This is a genomic window from Pseudobacter sp. (genome assembly GCF_051955275.1).
Taxonomy (GTDB): domain Bacteria; phylum Bacteroidota; class Bacteroidia; order Chitinophagales; family Chitinophagaceae; genus Pseudobacter.
In genome coordinates this window covers 11968-34682 of the sequence record NZ_JBQCGW010000307.1, presented here as the reverse complement: position 1 = coordinate 34682, position 22715 = coordinate 11968, and the positions used below count along the sequence as shown (strand labels likewise).

Sequence of the window (22715 nt, the reverse complement as noted above, 5' to 3'; positions counted from 1 at the left end):
ATGATCTACAGAAGTAAAGCACCACTTCGTATAGGCCTTGCCGGTGGCGGCACAGATGTAAGCCCGTATTGCGACCTGTACAATGGCGCTATTCTCAATGCCACTGTATCACTGTACGCTTACGCCAATATCGAGCCGCTGACCGAAAAGAAACTTGTATTCGAAGCGCTCGACCGTAAAGAATCCATCAGCTTCGACTATGCGAAGCAGTTACCCCTGCAAGGCAAGTTGGACCTGCTCACCGGTGTATACAACCGTATACAACGTGATTTCGGGATCCCAGAATGTGGCTTCCGCCTCAGTACCTATGTAGACGCACCTGCCGGTTCCGGACTGGGCACTTCTTCTACCCTTGTGGTGGCCATCATCGGCGCTTTTGCCGAATTCCTCAGATTGCCCCTGGGGGAATATGATATCGCGCACCTGGCTTATGAAATAGAGCGTAAGGATCTCAACATGGCCGGTGGCCGCCAGGATCAGTACGCAGCCACTTTCGGAGGTGTGAACTACATGGAATTCTATGCAGAAGAGAAAGTGATCGTGAACCCGCTTCGCATCAAACAGCAATACCTCTTTGAACTGGAGAACAATCTCCTCCTGTACTATACCAGCACCAGCCGCGAATCAGCCAGGATCATCGAAAAGCAGAGCCAGAACGTGGTGAATAAACAAGAGAAATCCATCGAAGCCATGCACCAGCTCAAGGCGCAGGCCCAGATGATGAAGGAAGCCCTGCTGAAAGGCAAAGTGCATGAGGTGGGCAATATCCTGGACTTCGGTTTCCAGCAAAAAAAACAAATGGCCGAGGGCATCAGCAACAGCCTGATGGACGATATTTACAGCACCGCAAAGAACGCAGGCGCTACGGGAGGCAAGATCTCCGGCGCAGGTGGCGGCGGTTTCATGACCTTCTATTGCCCCGGCACCACCAAATACGCTGTGGAAGCGGCATTGTCGCAGTTCGGCGGCTACGTGAAAAATTACCAGTTTGTTAAGCACGGATTGACAACCTGGACCATTTAAAGAACATCTATTCTAAAAACCAAGATATGCAAGACCAGATTAAGAATATCATTTCAGCATCCATCGAAGTAAAGAACAAAGTACTGCAGGATCAGGCGATACTGAAAGCCATTGAAGACATCACCACTATCACCGTTGAAGCACTGAAGAACGGCAATCGCGTGTATTTCTGCGGCAATGGCGGAAGCGCTGCCGATGCACAGCACCTGGCTGCTGAATTCTCCGGCCGTTTCTATAAAGACCGTGACGCTCTCCCCGCTGAGGCGCTGCACGTGAACACCAGCTACATGACCGCTGTAGCCAATGATTACAGCTATGATGTGGTGTATTCCCGCCTGGTAAAAGGCATCTGTAACAAAGGCGACGTGCTGATCGGCCTCTCTACCTCCGGCAATTCCGGCAATATTGTGAAAGCCTTTGAAACAGCCCGCGAAAGAGGTGTGATCACTGTTGGCTTCACTGGCGAGACCGGTGGAAAAATGAAAGAACTCAGCGACTACCTGGTGAATGTGCCTTCCAAAGACACACCACGCATCCAGGAAAGTCATATCCTCCTCGGACATATCTACTGCCAGCTGGTGGAAGAAAAATATTTCGCTTAGTATGATCCGCGAATGCATCATACTGGCAGGCGGATTGGGCACGAGGCTTCGCAGCGCCGTGCCCGATCTTCCCAAATGCATGGCCCCGGTGGCCGGCAAGCCCTTCCTGGGCTGGGTGATCGATTATTACCGGGTTCAGGGCATCGAGCGCATCGTACTGGCGTTGGGCTATATGCATGAAGCCATCGAAACCTATGTGGCGGAACAGTATCCCGACCTGGAAGTGGCCATCAGCGTGGAAAAAGAACCGCTCGGTACCGGCGGCGCTATCAAAATGGCCTGCTCGCTGGCGAAAAGCAATGACGTACTGGTGCTCAACGGTGATACCATTTTCACGGTGAAACTGGAAGACCTCTCCGCCTTCCACCAGATCAATGAATCGGATTGCACACTGGCTTTGAAGCCGATGAAGGATTTCGACCGCTACGGTGTGGTAAGCCTGCATCCCGATCATCGCATTGAAAGCTTCAAAGAGAAACAACATTATACAGAAGGGCTGATCAATGGCGGCGTATATGCCTTGCATGTGCCGGCCTTCATGCAGCTGCCCTTCCCGGAAAAGTTCTCCTTCGAGATCGATTACCTGCAGCAGTACTACAACCAGCAAAGGATGTATGGAATGGTGCAGGATGAATATTTCATCGATATCGGGATTCCATCAGACTACGAACTCGCCAACCGCGAATTCATCAACAAGGTATTTTAAGATTATGCTGGACCTGCAACGCATCGACAAAACATGGACACTGTTCCTGGACCGTGACGGAGTGATCAATCACGAGAAGAAAGAAGATTATATCTACAACTGGGAGGAGTTCAGGTTTTACGATGGTGTGCTGGAAGCAATGAAAATGCTCAATGACCGTTTCGGAAGAATTGTGATGGTGACCAACCAGCGTGGCATCGGCCGCGGTCTGATGACCGATGCTGATCTTAAGCATATACACGACAATATGCTGGCAGCCATGCAGCAGGCTGGTGGCCGCATAGATAAGATCTATTACTGTCCTGCCAAAGACAAAGAAGATCCCTGCCGCAAGCCCAATCCGGGTATGGCCTTCAGCGCCAAACGCGATTATCCTGAGATCGATTTCAACCGCTCCCTCATTGTAGGCAATAAGCTCAGCGATATGAACTTCGGCAGGAATGCCGGCATGCACACTGTATATGTGCGCTGCACCCATCCTGAACAGGGCCCAGATCCCGCGATCGACCTGGCTTTCAATGACCTCGCGGATTTTGCAAAAACTTTGCAATTGGCATAAAATTTTCCCAAAGGTTTGCCGTTTGCATGCTTTGGTAAAGGGATCGTACCTTTGCCCTCACCGGAAAAGTATAATTATGAATCGAGCCCTTTGTTACAGGTTGTTTACGGCCGTTTTGCTGACCGTTGCCCTGCCTGCTTCACAGCTGCATGCGCAGAAATTAACTGCCGCAGGTAAAGCCACGCTGAAGCTGAAGGAAGACAGTCTGAAAGAATTCAGCAGGCAGATGGTGATGGCCCAGGAAGCAGCTGCCCGCCTGCGCTTCGATAGTCTTTTTGTACGCAGCTTTGTGCGTTCACTGCAAGTTCCCAACTCCTTCTACTACCCTTTCGATTCTGTGAATATTTCCAAAGTATATGCACCTGACAGTGCTTTCAGGATCTTCACCTGGCAATGGAAGAAAGATGAGTATGTGATCATGCAGAAAGGCGCTATCCAGATGCGCACACCTGATGGCAAACTGAAACTGATCCCGCTGTATGATCGCAGCATGTTCACCAAAAATCCGATGGATTCTGTGCGCAACAACGAAAACTGGATCGGCGCTATTTACTATAAGATCATCCTGAAAGAATACAAAGGCAGGAAATATTATACCCTACTTGGCTTTGATGAATACAGTGTGGCCAGTTCCAAAAAATGGATGGAAGTTTTGTCGTTTGACAATGGAAATCCTGTTTTTGGCGGCAACCTGATCTCTTTTGAAGAAGACTCGGCCAAACGCGCTCCACAGCATCGTTTCAGCATCGAGTATAAAAAAGAAGCGAAAGCATTTTTCAATTATGATCCGGAGTTAGATTTGATCGTGGTGGATCACCTGATCTCGGAAACAGATGAACCGGACAGGAAAGCCACCTATGTGCCTGATGGCGATTACGAGGCGTTTAAATGGAAGAACGGAAAGTGGGTGCATATTACCAAGTTCTTCAATCAGAAATTGAAAGACGGACAATTCCCGATGGATGCGAAGATGCTGGATGATGCAGGAAACAGGGATGAGCAGAAGCTGGAAGAGCAAAGCCGGAAGAATTATGAGAAAGAAAGGAAGAAAAATGGAAGCAGCGGTGCTCCGCCAAGTCCGATAAAAAGAAAACCCTGATATAAGAATAGCGTCCTCCGGGACGCTTTTTTTATGCGTTCATCTTCGTAAAACGTCCTTTTAGCAGATCAGGCATCACGGTTTTCATGCGAATCAGCAGGCTTACTATGCACTTGAGCAGGCACAGGTCAACGGCTTTGCGGCAGCGGACTATTTTCGCAGGCAAACGACAATATATGAGCGTGAAGCAACTGATGACGGTAATTAGCACTTTGGCCTGCCTGTTATCCGTGGCCTGTAAGAAATCAGCAAGTAACGGACCGGAAATACCCGCTGAGCCAATTGTTACAGCCAAAGGAATTGCCAGGGGTGCTTCCGTATCAAAGCAGATCGGAATAATTGGCGGCGAGCTGGAGAGCGGTGATGGGAAGATAAGGATAGTGGTGCCGCAGGGTTCAGTACAGCAGAATACAACCTTTACTATCCAACCCATTACCAACACACTTCATGAAGGCGATGATAAGCGCAGTGCTTACAGATTGCTGCCCGAAGGCACAACGTTTGCCAAACCGGTGCAGCTGGTATTCAATTACGATGAAGATGATCTTAACGGCACAGCAGAGGATCTGATGACCGTTGCCTGGCAGACACCAGAAGGCAGTTGGAAAGTTGAACCCTGCCGCCTTGACAAACAAAACCAGACCCTCACGGTGGAAACCACACATTTCAGCGACTGGGTCAAAACCGGTGGCTTTGAGATAACTACTCCCAAAACCCTTCTCCGGACCAAAGAGAAGATCCTGCTTACCGTTCTGGCAGTTACAGAAGACGAAATGCTGGCTCCATTACCGTTAACGGATGCAGAGCTGTCGAAACTAACGTCAATGGGCAACTGGGAAAAACTGAAAGGCCCAGGTACGCTGATAGCAATCAAGGGTGGCAGAGGTTTTGAAACCAGTGCCGAGTATACAGCACCGGAAACGGTAACCACGGTTGAATTCGTTGAAATAGCAATGGAGGTGGAAGGCTTCAATCATATCAAAGATCCATCTGCGCCGGGTGGTATAAGACGGACGGGGAAGATGATATTGTTCATCAACCTGGTAGTATCGGATAATATGCTCACAGGTACATTTGATGGTATTCCTTTCGGGTTCTTTGGAGAAAAAGTGGTGATTACCGGTATCAATGGCAATATTGGCATCAGGGCCAGTGATGCCAGTGGCGAGATCACGCTGGTGATTTCAGCCAATGCCAAAGGAGCTTATCCCTGTGGACAGATCTTTTTTCCCAATAAAGCTTCGGTAAATGTACTGGCCCCTCCGGGTGAGGATGGCCCTAATTATTCCACCTCTTACTTTGAATGCGGCCAGGCAGGAGAATTGAAATTTTCTCCTTCCAATGTATATCTTGACGTATGGCCGGCCATTGGGGAGGTGGCGGAAGGCACCTATTCAGGTAATGTGTATCTGTCAGACGGAGAATGTGGAGCGAGGGCAAAGGATCTGACCTTGACGTTTAAGGTGGTGAGATCAATGTAAGAGGTGCAATCTGCCTATAGGTTTATTGTAACATATTTCCAATGGCTCATGGACCTGGTTATATTCAAGGCATATCTTTGCAACATTCACTTCATTGGCCGCTGACAAGGTGCTGAGAACAGTTTTTTAATGATATTTGAGGATAAACTACCGTTTCAATGCGCCTAATCAGATTTATGCTGCCCGTACTTATCTTGCTCTGCTGCACCTCCGTTTCTGCCCAGTTCGGCAAGCCACCAAAGGATACCACCAAAAGCACGCTGAGAAAAATACTGGACTTCCAGGTATTACCGGTTAACCTGCAACGTGAGATCAGGAACGCAAAGCATAACTATCATGTATTATTCATTGACAGCACCCGGCTGGAAGTTAACTCAAAGATCCATCTGGATACCACAGTTAACAAAACATATCTGCTGTATACTGATAAAAGCAGATCCAAATCAGATCCGGCCCGCGAGCAGCGGATCTATGCAGACTCTACGCTTTCGCTTATGCGCAAAGGACCGGATATCGGCGTGATCTCAGGGTTTTCTCATGGCGGCTACTGGTTCTTCAAAATTATAGATGGGCGGATAAAACTGTACTCTCCTTTCTCCGAAAAAGACCAGGCAACCAATGATGCTACCATTATAGCCATCCTGGCCATGCAGGTGGAAGACGGGCCATTGGAAGCCTGGGACCCGAAGAAATTATTCCCGTTATTTAAGAATATTGAGAAATGCCATGTGATGTATCTGGAGAAGAGATATGTGGCAGCGGTAAAGAGATATAATAAGGTGGATGGGAAGGAGACGAGGAGGAGTTTTTAAGCCCAGGTCTGGCAGTTCCTGGAAACAGGATAAATACATTGCCTAAACTAAGAAAACAGTCGCACTTACTGATCCGACAAAGTCTCCATGAACTGAATGATCAGTTCCATCTCCCTTTTCGTCAGGTTCAGCTTATCTGCCGGCAGCGTTTGATTGGACACCCTGAACCCCAGTCCTGCCCCGCCTCCTTCGTTATAAAACTCCATGACCTGTTGAAGTGTCGTGTAACCGCCGTTATGCATATACGGAGCTGTCTTTGAAATATTTCGTAATGTGGGCGTTTTGAATGCATATTGCAACTGCTCAACAGTTCCATGAAACCTGCCACGGCCGGGATCTGTATCTGGCTGTTGATTGCGGAAGTCTTTAGCAATGCCAAGCACTTCAGATTCCGTTTTGGTAAACTCCGGAGGCACCGTTCCGTTGAACAAAGGAATAAAATGACAGGTGGCACATTTCCCTTTTCCAACAAATACATTGAAACCAGCTTGCTGGTCTGCATTCATGGCTGAAGCATCACCACGCATGTATCTGTCGAAGTTTGATTGAAAGCCCGAAAGTGATCGGATATACGCTGCCAGTACATTCTGTACCTGCCAGTTTGCAATGGAATCTGTATTGTAAATAGTCCTGAACTGAGCCCGGTAGCTGCTGTCCGTATTCAATTTGGCAACGATTTTCTTCAGCGAGCCATGCATCTCATCTTTGTTGCTGATCACATCCTCCGCCTGTGTTTCCAGATCCGGGCGGCGCATATCCCAGAACTGACCATGCTGGAAATTGGAATAGCTTAAGGAAGGCGTATTCCGCAGCAATGGAGCGCCTTTCAGAGCAGTAGCGGCCTTCAGTCCGTCAGAGAATGCCAGGGATGCCTGATGGCAGGATGCACAGGAACGGGAACCATCACCCGATAATATATTGTCGGAGAACAAGGTTTTGCCAAGCCGGGCCCTGGCTGCTGTTTGTTTATATTCTGCTCCCGGTACAAATGCATCAGGGTTGAAACTGTTTTCTTCAAAAAGTGTGGTGGCGTCATCCCGAATGGCCTTGGTGACTGCCACCGGTTGAATACCCGCTGCTACCCTGAGTTGCAGTACATCCTTGGAGATCCTGTTCAGATGAGTTTGTATGAATGCCAGGTAATTGAACTCATTCCTGTCTGTGGCCGTTGCCAGCACATGCGCTGCCGCTGCAATATGGCTGCAGACCGTATCCACCATCGCGGATTGCTTCAGCAAATCCTTTGATCTCACCAGCACGTCTGAAAGCGATTCCAGCGACCATTGCGCTTCAGTCAGAGCTGTTCCCGAAACCGGGGTATCAAAACCAGTGATGCCAAGTGTAGTGATCCTGAAAACCTGATTGCGCAGGGCATCCATGAGTTGTGAGGATGTGATCTCATTCACTTCGAAATAAGCATCGATACTCTGGGATTTGTTGGAGAGCTTTTTTATCATTCTCTGCATTTCAGTTCTCTCCGTTGTATCAACAGTAGGATATATCTTTTCTTCCAACACCTGTAACCCTTCCGCTTCCAGTACGGTATTTTCTTCCATTTCAATTTCATCCAGGGCAGGCCCGTTGGTGAACCTGGCCGTTCCGGGCATGAAGTAGGCCACGGCCCATTCCATTTTTTTGTAAAGGCGTCGCAGCTCCTGGAACGATTGCTGAACAGCCGCATCCGGCGCAGTTTGCGAAACCGCCTGGGATAGTTCCAGCAACTGTTTACCGAAGGCCAGATTGGTGGCAAGAACAGATTGCCTGATAGCATCAGTTGCTGAAACTTTGTTCTCATCATTGCCTGTACAATGTGCCAGTATGATCACGGCTGTTACCAGCGAAGCTAGAATGCTGAAGGATTTCAAGAGCTGCAGTTTTGTGGAATGATAAATATAAAAGCACCGGCAATGCATGTTACCGGTGCTGGATTGATTGCGTATTTTATTTCTGAACGTTCCTGATAATTACTACCTGACCGCCTTCTTTGTTGGTGTTCACACCAGCGCCATCGGCGTTCATGAATTTATTATCCTGCCAGGTATGTGAGTGGATGTTTACCGCAAATGTGTTGGGCACACCGATCAGATCGGAAATATCCACCATGGCTCCGAATTCCCATGAGCCGAATTTCTGCAGGTTACCACTCTGGTTGTAAGAGGTCTGCCAGGCTGCATCTGTTCTGTTGTGCTTCATATTGAGCCAGGGTTTGTATTGTTTGGTCTCTATATTCAGCTGCCATATATAGCTGTCGTGCTCCGCTGCAGGATAGTAAGAGTCCCCGTCTTCCTGGATGTACACGTAGTTATCGGTTACACAGATATTGTCAGGGTTGATGAGGTCCTTTCCGGGTTTGGAATCTCCTTCTGCCACCACTTCCAGCTTGCCTGTGAGCATGTTGTTGGAATTAAGCACCAGTTTGTAGATACGTCCCCACATGGTGAGACCAGCCTTCGGGTTTACTCCATCGGAAGATTCTCCGGTAGCCGTGAAATAGATCTCTCTGCCCTTGCCTGCACCTTTGCGATAATCCACATCTTCAACACGGGAGAAACGGATCGCTTTGTTATCGATATTGGCCTGGTTGATCTCTTTGCCGGTCTTGTTTTTGGCATCGGGAATTTCCACGAATTGTACATCGTAAGAATTTCCCTTTGTCATATCCGTTTCGGTATAATTATCATTGGTCCTTTTAAGGGTGTAAAGTTTGCCATTATCCAGGTCACCAACTTTATCGGACACATACATGATCAGTTGTCCGGCCGACTGATGGCTGGAGCTGTACGACTGGTCTTCGCCGATGATGATATACGTTTTACCTGAAGACACATCGGAAGGCAGGGCAACGGCATTCTCCATGCTGGCTTTGCCCAGTGCTGGTTTCACACGCGTTTTACTTGATTTGGAGCTTACCGGTCCAAGCGGATCGATAGCATGCACCATGCTTTCTTCACCTGATTCACCGGCAGTAAGGAATGCTGAGAAGCCATGTGTTTTTGTATCGGTAAGAGTGGCTGAGCAAAGCCTGGTGATGCCGCCGATACCGTCAACGATATATTCCCCTTTTACGGGTTTGAAGGTTTTGTCGAGATACACCCTTGAAACGGATTGTGTGATCTCATGATTGGTGATCATCAGGTAGCCGTCAGAAGCAGGGTCTTTCATGTAACCGGCGCCATCAGGCTGGCCGGCGAATACGAAACCTGGTGTTCCGCTCAGCACATCTGAGCTGGAAATGAGAGTGTTGATGGTGAGATTTTCAAAGCCGGGCATGCCAAATACGAATGCAGGCTCTTTGGAATGGTTGGCGAATACGATGTTTGGGTTGACTGCCAGGTCAGGATTCCCGTCTTTGTCGTTACAGTTTGAAAAACTTACAATGAGGCCACAGGCCATCAGGCAGGAGATAGTTTTGTTCATGGTTGCCGGTTATGATTTGCGGCAAAACTATCGGTGACTTGTTAGGCCAATATTAGTGGATTGTTATGTAAGTATTAAATGAATTAAGAAATTAAAGGAATCGGCCATTCAGCAGGAAGATTTCATAGCATTGATCAGCAGTTCAGAACTTCACATTCGGGGACGGCTGACTTACTTCCGGATACACCAGGTCAGCTTTGTCATAATTCTTACAATACTCATTGTAATTATGTACTGAAGCTTTAATCCTGTTCTCTGTACCCTCAAGTTGTTTCATGAGGTCCTGGAACTTTTGCCTGGCTCTGATTTTCGGGAATTTTTCTACCCTCACCAGAACCTCACCCATTGAGCTTGTGAGCTTATCCGAGTACTTTTTGGACTTTATTACAACATCTTTGTTATATAGAAGTGAATGCAGAAATTTACGGAAGGATGTTGCATTTGCCTTCATCGTTTTCAATTTTCCTTTACCATCCAATCTGTCTTTTTTCAGCTCTTCAGCCATTGCTATTACAATTTTATTACGGCGGTTCAGATCACTGGCCAGTTTCATCCATTCCAATTTCAGTTCTGCCGGAACGGACTGGGCCACCGCTGGCCGGGGAGCCAGGATCAGCGTCATCAATATTACGGAGAGTACTTTTATCATAGCGATAAGGTTTTATTTAAAACGCAAATCGCCCGCTTGTTATGCGGGCGATCTACAAATATTTGCGTTCTGAAATATCAATCATTCAGCTTTAACACCGCCAAAAACGCCTCCTGCGGAACTTCTACGTTTCCGATCTGCCTCATCCTCTTCTTACCCTCTTTCTGCTTCTCCAAAAGTTTACGCTTACGGCTGATATCACCACCATAACACTTGGCGGTTACGTCTTTCCGTAATGCGGAGATGGTCTCACGGGCCACGATCTTGGCGCCAATAGCAGCCTGGATCGCGATCTGGAACTGGTGACGGGTCAGCAGCTCTTTCAGCTTTTCGCAGAGCTTGCGACCAAAGTCTTCCGCGCGGCCGCGGTGGATCAGGGCGCTCAGGGCATCCACTTTATCTCCGTTCAGCAGGATATCCATTTTCACGATATCGCTCTCCCGGTGACCGATCGGATGGTAATCGAAGCTGGCATAACCACGGGTCTGGCTCTTCAGTTTATCATAGAAGTCGAACACGATCTCAGTCATCGGCATCTCAAAGATCAGCTCCACACGGGTTTGCGTGAGGTAGCTCTGGTTGATAAGGATACCGCGCTTGCCGAGGCAGAGCGTCATGATATTTCCGATGTATTCGGGCTTGGTGATGATCTGTGCTTTGATGAAAGGCTCCTCACAACGGTCGAGCTGCGTTGGCTCCGGCATTTCACTGGGGTTGTTGATGATGATCTTTTCACCGCGGGTAGTGTAGCCGATAAAGCCTACGTTCGGTACGGTGGTGATCACAGTCTGGTTGAATTCGCGCTCCAGCCTTTCCTGGATGATCTCCATGTGCAGCATTCCAAGGAATCCGCAACGGAAACCGAAACCGAGGGCCTGTGAGGTCTCGAGTTCGTATGTAAGAGAGGCATCGTTGAGCTGGAGCTTGTCCATGCAATCGCGGAGCTCTTCAAAATCGTCTGTTTCTACCGGGAAGATACCGGCGAATACCATCGGTTTCACTTCTTCAAAACCTTTGATGGCAACGGTATTGCTGTTGTTGGCAAGCGTAAGCGTATCACCCACTTTCACCTCTTTGGCATTTTTGATACCGGTGATGATATATCCTACATCTCCTGCGCGCACTTCTTTACGGGGGCTGAGGCTGAGCTTGAGCACCCCTACCTCATCGGCTTCGTATTCCGTTTCTGTAGAAACGAATTTCACCTTGTCGCCTTTCTTCAATACCCCGTTCAGGATCCTGTAATAAACGATGATACCACGGAAAGAGTTATAAACAGAGTCGAAGATCAGTGCCTGGAGGGGTGCTTCGGGATCTCCTTCCGGTGCGGGGATCTTGTCTACGATAGCGGCCAGGATACCGTCGATACCGATACCGGCGCGGCCGGAGGCCAGGAGGATATCCTCCACTTTGCAGCCGATCAGGTCGATGATCTGGTCCTGTACTTCCTCGATCATGGCTCCGTCCATATCGATCTTGTTGATCACGGGGATGATCTCGAGATCGTTGTCGATGGCCAGGTAAAGATTGGAGATGGTCTGTGCCTGGATGCCCTGGGTGGCATCAACCAGCAGCAGGGCGCCTTCGCAGGCGGCCAGGGCGCGGCTCACTTCATAGCTGAAGTCAACGTGGCCCGGAGTATCGATAAGGTTCAGGATGTATTCCTGCCCATCAGTGTGTTTGTAATTGATCTGGATGGCCTTGCTCTTGATGGTAATGCCCTTTTCCCTTTCGAGATCCATATCGTCCAGTACCTGGTCCATCATCTCCCTTTCGGAGATGGTATTGGTGGCTTGCAATAAACGGTCAGCCAGGGTACTTTTACCGTGGTCGATATGCGCGATGATGCAGAAATTTCTGATATTCTTCATTGTTTCCTTATGCCTTCATTTTCAGGGGCAGCCGTCGGCTGCCATTACTCTAGCGAGGGCGGACGCAAAGGTAACTGATTTTGGCGGTTTTTCCCGGAGGGGTTCCGGGCAAAAAACAGGGCTCCCGGCATAGGGGTATACCCACATCCGCCTGTTTTTAGGGTAATATGAACAGGATAACGGATCAGCAAAACCCCAGGTTTGGAAAGGTAAGTGCCGTGATAATCACCTATAATGAAGAGGCGAATATCAGAAGGACCCTGCAAAAGCTGCACTGGTGCGATGAAATTGTGATCGTAGACAGCTACAGTACCGACAATACCGTGAATATCTGCCGGGAATTCAATTGCGCTGTTTATTTCAAGGAATTTGAAGGATATGGCTCCCAGAAACGCTTTGCGGTGGCGCAGGCTACACACGACTGGGTACTTTGCATCGACGCGGATGAAGTGCTCAGCGATGAGCTGGTACAGGAGATCATGGAGCTTCCTGCCGGGGAAGCCCGCTCCCATAGCGGGTTCAGCTTCCGCATGAACCTGGTATTCCTTGGAAAGGAGTTCAAACACGGAAAAGAGAGCGGCCGGTATTTCACCCGGCTGTTCAATAAACAGCAGGGCGGTTTCAACAATGATAAAGTGCATGAGGCCATCAAAGTGACCGGCCCCGTGAAGAAACTGAACCATATCATCCTTCATTACAGTTACACCAGCCTCCACCAGTGCCTGGAAAAGAACAACCGCTACAGCACCCTTTCTGCGGAAATGGCCTTCAGTAAGGGAAAAGATAAACCGATGGCCGTGATCCTGCTGGGGTTGCCCTTCAATTTTATCAAGTATTATTTCCTGGAGCGGAATATGCTGAACGGTGTGAAAGGATTCTACTGGTCCGTTTTTTCCACCTATTACCATTTTTCCAAACACGTCAAGTTAAAAGAACTGCGTCAGACCTGCCGTCAGCACGCAACCATTGCAACCCCTTCCCTTTCCAAAGCCTGATATGATGTACTGGTATATTCTGATGGTAGCTATCCTCGGACTGGTTACTTTTCTTTTTCTTAAAATGAGCCGCCCCGCCGGCCCCTGTCTCCGTGTTCTCATGTACCACAAAGTTTCCGGGTACGGAGAGAAAGATTTTCTAACTGTCACCTCAGATCAGCTGAGTGCACAATGGAAATATCTGAAGAAAGAAGGCTATACCCCCATCCTGTTGAGTGACCTGGTTAATTATGTGAAAGAAGGAACAGCACTTCCCCCCCGCCCTGTTCTCATCACTTTCGATGATGGATACAAAGACAATTTCGAAGTGATGTACCCCATCCTGCAACACCTGGGCATGAAAGCGAATATCTTCCTGGTTCCCGGATACCTGCAGCAGCAACAGCAGCAGGCTGATAATGTATACCTGGATCTGCAGGAATTGAAAAGAATGAACCCGGCACTGGTGGAGTACGGGCTGCATTCGTATGACCATCAGAGTTATAAAAAATTATCTCCTGCGGAAGTGAGTGAAGATATCCGGAAAACCGGCGACTGGCTTCAATCACAAGGAATCCCTTATCAACCCTGCCTGGCCTTTCCTTACGGCGCTTATCCCAAAAAGAATCCTGTAAAACTGAGGTCCTTCCTTGAAATGCTCAACCAGAGCGGTGTGGTACTCGCTTTCCGCATCGGCAACCGCCTGAATCCGATGCCACTGAAAAAGCCGTTGCTGGTAGAAAGACTTGATATCAGGGGCGACAATAGCTTTGAAGATTTTGTAAAGCTGGTGAAAAGAGGAAAGGCTTTGATGTAATAGAAACCGGAATGATCAGGAATTCTTTTCAATGATTCCCACCAGTGAAGTCTTATCGATCATCCCCGGATGCCTCCACAATACCTTTCCGTTCTTGAACAAAATAAAAGTAGGCACCGCCTGTACCTGGAACTGCTGAGCTGCTGCCTGATTCTTATCGATATTCACTTTCACTACCCTGGCTTTACCTCTCACGGCATCTGCCACTTCTTTTACCACCGGTGCCATTGCCTTGCAGGGACCGCACCAGTCCGCATAAAAATCCACCAGTACCGGGCTACCGGATTGTATCAGTTGATTGAATGTTTCCATCTCACAAATTTAATGAACGGTTCTTGTAAGCACTTCTATCTTCAGCCGGGCCGCTAAAGGGCTTGTCACTTCTTTATTCAGGATCACCAGGTGGAAACCAAGATCAGACACCAGCCAGTCGCGGCGCAGATTGCCGCCAACACTGATATAGATCATCCGGAAATGATTGCTCAGCGGCATACCTGCGGCCGTGCAGGTTTCCATGGCCTTTTGCAATGCCAGTTCCAGTTCATCTTCCTCAAACAGATCCTGTCCCAGCAGCGAACTCGCATAATGTGTGAGATGGCTGCAGATGATCCTGTCCGCCACCGCGTCCATTACAGATTCATAATCGTCATTCGTAAAGAAATGCGGGATGATGCTTTGTGTAATTGTGTTGGTTTCCATCTGACTCAGTTTAATTCAATAAATCCGTTTATCGTTTCAGGAGCTAAAAGCCTTCGATGGATCGAAGCTGGCCTGCAACTGTTTGAATAATTTTTTTTGCTCTTCAGTCAGTTGTTGGGGAATGTTCACATGGATCTCCAGCAGCAGGTCCCCAAACTGGTCTGTCTGACCATACACCGGCATCCCCTTGCTTTTGATCCGCAGTATTTTTCCATTCTGCGTGCCGGCAGGAATGGTGATGCTGATCTTTCCCGTGAGCGTTTCCACTTCCTGCTTTCCACCGAGCACGGCCGTGAACAGATCTATATTCACAGTTTGCGCCAGGTTATTGCCATCCCTTCTGAACTGTGCATTGGGCATCACATGGATGGTGATAAACAAATCACCTGCGGGGCCACCATTCCGGCCCGGAGCGCCTTTGCCCGCGAGTTTGATCACAAGGCCTTCATAACTGCCGGGCTTGAGTTTGATCCGCAGTTTCTGGCCTTCCAGCTGCAACAAGCGGGATGTTCCGTGGAATGCTTCTTCCAGTGTGATAGTGGTCTCACTCTGGAAATCCCCCCCTTTCATCTTTCCATTTCTTCTTCCACCGCCGAAACCACCGCTTCCTCCGAAAAAGGATTCGAAGATATCATTGGGATCACCTTCAAAGTTAAAGCCACCACCACCGGCATCACCACCATAATACTGGTACTGTCCGCCACCGCCCGGTGGTGGCCCCTGTTCATTCACACGGTTCCAGTTCTCCCCGAACTGATCGTATTTCTTTCTTTTATCGGGATCGGATATTACTTCATATGCTTCATTGATCTCTTTGAATCTGTTCTCCGCTTCTTTGTTATCTGGGTTCTTGTCAGGATGATATTTCACCGCCAGTTTTCGATAGGCTTTCTTGATATCCGCTTCGGAAGCATCCTTGCTGACTCCCAGTATGGCATAATAATCTCTGGCCACCTTGCTTGGTATTTTATGAGAGAATAGAACTCCGGGTAGAGCTACGAGTGGGTTTGTGAAAGGGTTCTTTCAGTTGTATCTCCAATTTACAAAAATACCGGCATATTCCAATGAACATGCCGGTACGCACTATGATGATTTTATTACATTTTAATGGACATCACCTTGTCGGTCTTACGGCTGGCTTCCGCCATAAAGGCCATGATATGGCTCTCGATGCTGTCATCGATGGTGCTGGTAAGCAGGCTGGGATTCTGTTGTGACACGGCCTGCACAAAGTCGCGCGCGAGCCCCCAGTCGCCGCCCCCATGGCCGCTGTTCTTGTAATCATCCACATCTTCTGCCTTGGGAACCAGTTTGGTGGCTTTACCTGTCCGGAAGTCCGTTACTACCAGTTCTTCCATATCCCCTACCATATCTCCCATGGAGCCCATGATGCGGGTTCTTCTTCCATGGTAAGATGTGAAGGCTTCCATGCTGAAACCGGCGGTCACATTATCCGCAAACCTTATATTTGTGATATAGTGATCCGGCTGATCATTGTCCATTCGATACACACAACGCCCGTAATTGGTGGTCTTCAGCTGCTCCATGATGAATGCAGGTTGTTTCTCTTTTTCATCCGGCAGATCGAAAACATACAAACGCTGACGTTTTTCGTAGTACTGGCGGATAGCGGAATACGGACAGGTCTTCTCCACCGCGCAGCCATCGGTACAGCGGGCAGTGCTGCCTTCAGGAGCATTTTCTTTACGGAACCATTTGAGATCGCCCATGGCGGAGATCTGCCTGCTTTGTTTGCCGATCACCCATTTGATGATATCGAGATCATGGCATGACTTTGCCAGCAGTATCGGCGTGGTGGCTTTGGAATTATGCCAGTTGCCGCGCACATAGGAATGTGCCATATGTGTATGTTCGATGGGCTCAAAATGGTCTACACTGATCACTTCCCCGATGGCGCCCTGACCGATCAGTTCCTTCATTTTTACAAAATAAGGTGCATAGCGAAGCACATGACATACGGCAACGATGCGGCCGGTCTTTTTAGCAAGCGCCAGGATATCCCTGCATTCCTTCTCTGTAGGTGCAATGGGTTTTTCCAGCAGGATATCGTATCCCATCTGCAGGGCTTTCATACAGGGTCCGTAATGCAGGTTATCCGGAGTGGTAATGATGATGGCATCTGCAAACTTCGGACGTTTGAACACATCTTCCCAGGTATTGAAACGGTTGCTGTCGGGGATATTATGCTTTTCGGCATAGCGTTGGTTGCGGAGTGGTATAGGCTCGGCCACGCCAACGATATCCAGCTGGTCTGGATATTTGGCCCCGAAATTTCCATATACATTTCCCCGGCTTCCTGCACCGAGGGTGATAGCAGTAACCGGCTTTGCGAGTGGCTTGTGAAGCGGATTCAGTGGTAGTGAATACTCGTACTTGTTATTACCGAGGTCTGCGAGGGCGTCTTTACTTAATACAACTGCGCCAACGCCAATACCCAATGATTTGATAAGATTTCTCCTGTTCATGGTATGAGTTGTAATGTGGAATTACCAACAATAATACCATAATAATCAATAAACGGAACAGAAAAAAGAAAGTAAATGAAAAGAAAAGGAAGTATCCGGAAGTGATGATGCGGATTTATGCGTGGGACCGTTTACAACTGCCATGCCGGGCGTACCCGGCATGGCAGAGAAACGCGTTGTTACTATCAAGGAACAACGAGAACCCTTACAGGTTCGGAAACTAAAGTTGAATTATCATCCAGTGTTATTAAGAAGAAGAACTGCAGTGGCAGTTCTACTGCATTGGCAGCATTGTTGGCTGGTACCACCCTTCCTGTTTTAGCAGTGAACTGGGTAAGCGTTGTAGAGAAACTTACCTTATTGCCGCTGCCTGCTATCGGGGTGGTGATATACACAAAATCCGTAGAGGGTGTTCTTCCAAAGAACCTTCCGGCTGTAGTTCCTGCAACAATATTGGTGATCTCTTTAATGGACCTGTTGCTGGAAGCGGGAATTTCCAGGTCGAATTTGATATCGCCGGTAGCGCGTGAAGCCCTTACCGTAAAACCAGGGCGGAATTCCATACCATTGGTTACAACAATCGGAATTTCCGGTCTGACGTCTGACAGGGGAACGAATCCATCCTTTTCGCAGGATGAAAAGCCCGCTAACAGCACAAAGCAAATCAAGCTATATTGTAAGATTTTCATTTCTGTTCATTTAAATTGATGGATCAGATTTATTTACCCCACCAAACCTTCTGGTTAGTAAGCGGGCGTGGCTTGGGAATATTCGGATTGGCCGATGTTTCATTTGGAGGATATGTATAACGTTTAGGTATAACCGAAGGATCATCGCCTGAAGCATTCAGAGCAACCTGCAATACAGGATAGCCTGTTCTGCGGTAATCATTATAAGCTTCCAGCGGATCAACAACATTGGAAATATATTTCCAGGTGATGATCTGCTTCCGCTGGTTTTCCGTACTGCCGCTGAGGTTTACAATAGTAGGATTGGCAGTAAAATAATCGTCCACCTGTGTGCTTGTCAGCCCGGATTTCAGCATTGCAGCCCTGATACCTTCCTGGAACAATGCATTTTCATCACCTGCAGTATTGAGTATCAGTGCTGCTTCTGCAAGAATGAAGGCGCGTTGTGAATTGCTGAGCAATGTAACTACGGAACCATCGTTCTCATTTCCTACAACAAACTCATTGTATTTTGAGCGGTTGGCCAGTGGCGGAGGCGTGGTACCTGCTCCGTTATCGAAGGAAACAAAGGCTCCTGTTGGCTGTGTGTACAGCTGGCCAAGGTATTCCTCTGCATTCAGGCTTGTCATCAGATTCAGGAAACGTGTGCTCAGCATCAGATCGGTAGGCCTGTTCACCTCATTGAAACTATACAGAGGGCTCTGGCTTCCTTCTGCAGATCCGAAAGGCACATCAAGGTCCTGTGCATTTGAGCTGATAAACATATTGTCAGCAATCACAGCATCGATAGTGCTTTTGGCCAGTGTTGGATTCACATTGGAAATTGTGATAGCCAGTTTCAGCAGCAGGGTATTTCCTGCCCTGATCCAGTTATTGAGCACACCATTGTATACCAGGTCATCGGAGCCAACAACGAATCCACCTTGCGGAGTGGTCTTTTTAAGATCGGCAATTCCTTCTTTCACCAGGTCGAACAGGCTTTGAATGCCCAGGCCGGCATTGCCCTGGTAAATATCTTCCTGTTTGTCGAACCTTGGCTGAGGGAATGTAAGTCCCTGCCCCGCCTGGGAATAAGGAACATCTCCCCAGATATCCGTGGCCCTTGAAATCAGGTATGCTTTCTGGATCTTACCGATACCTGCATAATTGGGGCCGAGGCCTGTTGTATCTGTTTTGTCGATCAGCGCCTGGATAACAGGCAATGCACCGGCAAACACTTCAAAGTTCCATGAATTGTCGAAGCTGCCATCCAGGTTGTAGATATCAAAACCTACTGCCTGGTTGGCTACGCCTGCATTATGTTGTATCAATGTACTGGCCACGCGCGACAGTTCATTGGCATTGGCGAATGCGAGGGTGATGGTAGAGGATGGTAACAATACTTTGGGTGGTACATCTGAAGGATTGTTCGGGTCCGTGTTTATATCCAGAAATGCACTTTTACTACACCCTGCTGATACGATCGTGAGAGCGCACAGCAACCATAGGAAAATCTTATTATTCATAACAATAGAATTAGTCTTTTCAATTATTTAAAAGAAACCTTCAAGCTCAGCCCCATTGTTTTGGCATTGGGTGCGCCCATGAGGTCCAGGCCACGAAGGTTACCGGCACCCTGGGTGTTCACTTCAGGATCCATTGCGTAGTTAGGTGCATAGAACCAGAGGTTCCTGGCAAACGCAGTGAAGCGAACCATACTTAACGGAGTCTTTTGGAGTACGGATGATGGGAGCTCATAACCCAGAGCGAGCTCGCGCAACCTGAGAACGGATGCATCGAATACGCTCAGGTCAGAAGCAAGACCACCAGCTCTCCAATATACCTGCGCAGGGATCTGGATAGTATTGGGAACATATTTTCCGGATCCTGCAGGATCTTCGATCACCCCGGGAATGATCATTGGCATATCCCTGTTCTTACCGGTTTCTTTCAGAGCACCGGAGCTGCGCAAGGCAGGTACAGTGAAGGAGAAGATATCACCGCCGGCTGTGTAATCCCAGAGGAATTGCAGGGTTATTCCACGGAAGCGGAATGTATTGGTAATACCTGCTGACCAGTCAGGGTTAGGATCGGAAAGAATAGAATTACCTACACCTGCTGCATAAGTGCCTGTAAGCGGGTTGATGATGAACTGACCGTCTGGTGTTCTTGGGAATTTGTTACCGATGATCACACCATAAGCATATCCTTTGGCAATGGATGGAACCACACCACCAAAGCTCTGACCGGAAGAGATGGCAAAATTCTCGACACCTTCGAAGATGTCAACCACCTTGTTCCTGATCCTGGTATAGTTGGCGCTCACATCCCACTGGAAGTTCTTTCCATTTACAGGTGAACCGGTCAATGCCAGTTCAATACCCTTATTGGTCATTTTACCCACGTTGGCTACACGGGCTGAATACCCGGTAGATGCTGGTAATGCCACCTGGATGATCTGATCTTTACTTACTGTATTGAAGTAGGCCGCGTCGATAGAGATCCTGTTTTTGAACAGGCCTACGTTCAGACCAACTTCATAGGAAGTAGTGAACTCGGGTTTGATCTGGTCGCTGCGGATGATATTGCTGGGAGAGAAACCGGCAACGGAACTACCACCCACGGAAATGGGAAAGTTCACACCTGCAACGTTGTTACCCAGTGAATTCTTAACAAATACATTTGTCAGTTGGTAAGGATCGGCATCGCGGCCCACCTGGGCAGCGCTGAAGCGTACTTTACCATAAGAAAGGATATCATTTGAAATGTCGAAGGCATCAGTGAATACAAAGCTGAGGGCGCCGCCCGGATACAGGTAGGTGTTCTTGTTCTTCGGCAGTGTAGAGCTCTGGTCCACACGGGCTGTCAGTTCAAGGAAGAGGTAATTGTTCCAGTCGAAAGACAACTGACCATAATAACCAACCAGTCTTCTGAGCGAATTGGTTTCACCGGTACCGTTAGTGAAAACGGTGGCGTTGCTCAGGTTATAGAAACCGGGGATCACAAGATCATCGCCCTGTGCGGAAACGTTCTGGTATTTACGTTGGTTAACGCCCCAGCCTAACATGGCAGTGGCATTCAGACCTTCAGTAAAGATATCGCGTTTCTTGGCTGTCAGGAAGAGATCGCTGTTCAGCTCCTGACGGAAGAACTGATCTTCCAGGATCATACCGTTAGGTTTAACGCGGGAAGTAACTGCGTAGATCTGTTTGCGGCGGTCAGAGTAAACGTCTGCACCGAAACGGTAGGTGGCATTCAGCCAGCTGGTGATCTCGTAGTTTAAAGTGGCGGATCCAAGGAACCTGCTGAGGTTACCTGTAACCGGGTTTTCATGTGCAGTGAAATATGGGTTCTCGATACCATTGGTGAGCAATGCGAACTTCTGGGAACCATCTGCGTTCTTCCAGTCGTTCTCATAAGCCTGCAGATCAAAGCTTCTGGGGATATTCACCAGGTATCCGAAGCCTGTACCGCCACCGGCGCTGTTTCCGCCAAGAGCACCGCGGTTACCCGTATTTACATAAGTAACGGTAGCTCCCAGTTTCATTTTTCCGATTGTGGTATTTCCACCGAACTGGATATTGGTCCTTTTCAGTGAAGTACCCGGAATGATACCATGCTGCGCCAGGTGTCCGATATTGAGTGTGGCATTCTGGTTGGCATCACCGAAGTTGATATTCAGGTTATTCTCATTGAGATTTCCTGTTTCAAAGAAATCCCTGATATTATCCTTATAAAGTTGAAAGGGAACAGTGTTTCCCTGTGCATCGATCAGACCATTGGCCCTGGTTGGCGTGGTGCCGAACTTGGGGCCATAGGAGTTACCGCTGATGGGGTTGTATACACCATTGAGGCCCTGGCCGTATTCATCCTGGAAATCAGGGAGGCCACTCACCTTCTGGATGGAATAGGAACTACTCAGTGAAATATCCAGTCTGCCTCTGGCGCCTGCCCCTTTCTTGGTAGTGATGATGATGGCGCCATTGGAAGCACGTGAACCATACAGTACGGCCGCTGCTGGTCCTTTCAGTACGTTCACAGACTCGATATTGCTGAGGTTAAGGTCAGCAATACGGTTGGATGGCTGTGCATCACCCAGAGAAGAGATCGGACCACCGCTGGTACGGTCGAGGTCGTTACTAACGGGAACACCATCTACCACAAACAGCGGTTGGTTGCTACCGAGGAAAGACGTGATACCGCGGATATTTATGTTTGAAGAGGCACCCGGGCTACCGGAAGCACCGGTGATATTTACACCGGCAACCTTGCCCTGCAGTGAATTCACCAGGTTTACTTCGCCTTTGTTGGCGATCTGGTCAGCCTTAAGTGTTTGAGTGGCATAGCCAAGTGACCGTCGGTCGCGACTAATACCCTGGGCTGTAACCACCACTTCGCTCAGTTCCTGTCCAGCGCTTTTAATGAGGGTTACATCATAAGTTAAAGAGGGTGTAAGCGATACCTCCTGCTCTGTGTAACCTACTGAAGAGATCACAAGTGTCTGAGCATTCTGAGGGATCGTCAGCGAAAATGTACCATCGCCTTTTGTAGTTGTTCCGGATCTTGCTCCTTTGGCCCGTACTGATGCCGCTGCTACCGGATCACCTTTCTCGTCTTTGACGATACCAGTGACTGTTCTGGTTTGTGCAATGGCAAACAATACAGACAGGAGACATGTAAAAACAAGTAATAAGCGTTTCATTGCCTGCGATTTTTGTTTGGAATAATTCCAGTAAGGCAATAATTAGCCTGCATGCGCTTCTATTTAACAGCGTTTTGTTCCCGAAGCATGAATTTTAAATATTGAAGCAGCATTTTTATGCGCGAAGTACTCTATCTTTATAGTAGCATA

The 22715-nt window shown here is 48.4% G+C and carries 20 protein-coding genes; 9 read left to right on the top strand and 11 right to left on the bottom strand.

The genetic code is table 11. The features are described from left to right. From ACTHMC_RS27575 to ACTHMC_RS27545, 7 genes are all read left to right on the top strand, one after another. Complete coding sequence (locus ACTHMC_RS27575) at positions 1–1023, top strand: GHMP family kinase ATP-binding protein (protein ID WP_440418301.1); 1023 nt, start codon at positions 1–3, stop codon at positions 1021–1023. A 26-nt stretch (positions 1024–1049) separates the two neighbouring features. Continuing rightward, entirely contained in the window at positions 1050–1625 is a 576-nt protein-coding gene (locus ACTHMC_RS27570) for a D-sedoheptulose-7-phosphate isomerase (RefSeq protein WP_440418300.1), read from the top strand. Between the two features lies 1 nt (position 1626). Continuing rightward, complete coding sequence (locus ACTHMC_RS27565; protein ID WP_440418299.1) at positions 1627–2331, top strand: nucleotidyltransferase family protein; 705 nt, start codon at positions 1627–1629, stop codon at positions 2329–2331. 4 nt (positions 2332–2335) lie between these two features. Beyond that, positions 2336–2890 (top strand): D-glycero-alpha-D-manno-heptose-1,7-bisphosphate 7-phosphatase, encoded by a 555-nt coding sequence (locus ACTHMC_RS27560; RefSeq protein WP_440418297.1) that lies wholly within the window; start codon positions 2336–2338, stop codon positions 2888–2890. Between the two features lie 76 nt (positions 2891–2966). Further along, complete coding sequence (locus tag ACTHMC_RS27555) at positions 2967–3989, top strand: hypothetical protein (RefSeq protein WP_440418296.1); 1023 nt, start codon at positions 2967–2969, stop codon at positions 3987–3989. 176 nt (positions 3990–4165) lie between these two features. After that, on the top strand, positions 4166–5470 hold the full coding sequence (locus ACTHMC_RS27550) for a hypothetical protein (protein WP_440418294.1): 1305 nt from the start codon (positions 4166–4168) through the stop codon (positions 5468–5470). A 158-nt stretch (positions 5471–5628) separates the two neighbouring features. Beyond that, positions 5629–6282, top strand: a complete 654-nt coding sequence (locus ACTHMC_RS27545; protein WP_440418292.1) for a hypothetical protein — start codon at positions 5629–5631, stop codon at positions 6280–6282. A 65-nt stretch (positions 6283–6347) separates the two neighbouring features. On the opposite strand, the gene ACTHMC_RS27540 is transcribed toward ACTHMC_RS27545, so the two are convergent. The 4 genes from ACTHMC_RS27540 to lepA form a co-directional block, all read right to left on the bottom strand. After that, on the bottom strand, positions 6348–8147 hold the full coding sequence (locus ACTHMC_RS27540; protein WP_440418290.1) for a cytochrome-c peroxidase: 1800 nt from the start codon (positions 8145–8147) through the stop codon (positions 6348–6350). Between the two features lie 76 nt (positions 8148–8223). Continuing rightward, positions 8224–9699: a hypothetical protein gene (locus ACTHMC_RS27535; protein ID WP_440418288.1), complete on the bottom strand. Its 1476-nt coding sequence runs from the start codon at positions 9697–9699 to the stop codon at positions 8224–8226. Positions 9700–9841: 142 nt separating this feature from the next. Then, complete coding sequence (locus ACTHMC_RS27530) at positions 9842–10348, bottom strand: LemA family protein (RefSeq protein ID WP_440418286.1); 507 nt, start codon at positions 10346–10348, stop codon at positions 9842–9844. Positions 10349–10425: 77 nt separating this feature from the next. Beyond that, on the bottom strand, positions 10426–12219 hold the full coding sequence (gene lepA / locus ACTHMC_RS27525; RefSeq protein WP_440418284.1) for a translation elongation factor 4: 1794 nt from the start codon (positions 12217–12219) through the stop codon (positions 10426–10428). A gap of 167 nt (positions 12220–12386) precedes the next feature. Here lepA and ACTHMC_RS27520 point away from each other — a divergent pair, with 167 nt between their 5' ends. After that, positions 12387–13214: a glycosyltransferase family 2 protein gene (locus ACTHMC_RS27520; RefSeq protein ID WP_440418282.1), complete on the top strand. Its 828-nt coding sequence runs from the start codon at positions 12387–12389 to the stop codon at positions 13212–13214. A gap of 4 nt (positions 13215–13218) precedes the next feature. After that, on the top strand, positions 13219–14010 hold the full coding sequence (locus tag ACTHMC_RS27515) for a polysaccharide deacetylase family protein (RefSeq protein WP_440418280.1): 792 nt from the start codon (positions 13219–13221) through the stop codon (positions 14008–14010). 15 nt (positions 14011–14025) lie between these two features. Here the strand turns inward: ACTHMC_RS27515 and trxA are convergent, their stop codons facing one another. From trxA to ACTHMC_RS27480, 7 genes are all read right to left on the bottom strand, one after another. After that, positions 14026–14322, bottom strand: coding sequence for a thioredoxin (gene trxA / locus ACTHMC_RS27510; RefSeq protein ID WP_440418278.1), 297 nt, complete (start codon positions 14320–14322; stop codon positions 14026–14028). Between the two features lie 9 nt (positions 14323–14331). Then, on the bottom strand, positions 14332–14709 hold the full coding sequence (locus ACTHMC_RS27505; protein ID WP_440418277.1) for a hypothetical protein: 378 nt from the start codon (positions 14707–14709) through the stop codon (positions 14332–14334). Positions 14710–14745: 36 nt separating this feature from the next. Then, entirely contained in the window at positions 14746–15663 is a 918-nt protein-coding gene (locus ACTHMC_RS27500) for a DnaJ C-terminal domain-containing protein (RefSeq protein ID WP_440418275.1), read from the bottom strand. A 143-nt stretch (positions 15664–15806) separates the two neighbouring features. Next, the gene (locus ACTHMC_RS27495) at positions 15807–17195 is read right to left on the bottom strand and encodes a Gfo/Idh/MocA family protein (protein ID WP_440418274.1); all 1389 of its coding nucleotides are present in this window, start codon (positions 17193–17195) and stop codon (positions 15807–15809) included. Between the two features lie 185 nt (positions 17196–17380). Beyond that, positions 17381–17884, bottom strand: coding sequence for a hypothetical protein (locus ACTHMC_RS27490; protein WP_440418272.1), 504 nt, complete (start codon positions 17882–17884; stop codon positions 17381–17383). A gap of 29 nt (positions 17885–17913) precedes the next feature. Further along, positions 17914–19389: a SusD/RagB family nutrient-binding outer membrane lipoprotein gene (locus ACTHMC_RS27485; RefSeq protein WP_440418270.1), complete on the bottom strand. Its 1476-nt coding sequence runs from the start codon at positions 19387–19389 to the stop codon at positions 17914–17916. A gap of 23 nt (positions 19390–19412) precedes the next feature. Then, the gene (locus ACTHMC_RS27480; protein WP_440418269.1) at positions 19413–22565 is read right to left on the bottom strand and encodes a SusC/RagA family TonB-linked outer membrane protein; all 3153 of its coding nucleotides are present in this window, start codon (positions 22563–22565) and stop codon (positions 19413–19415) included. Between the last annotated feature and the right edge of the window lie 150 nt (positions 22566–22715).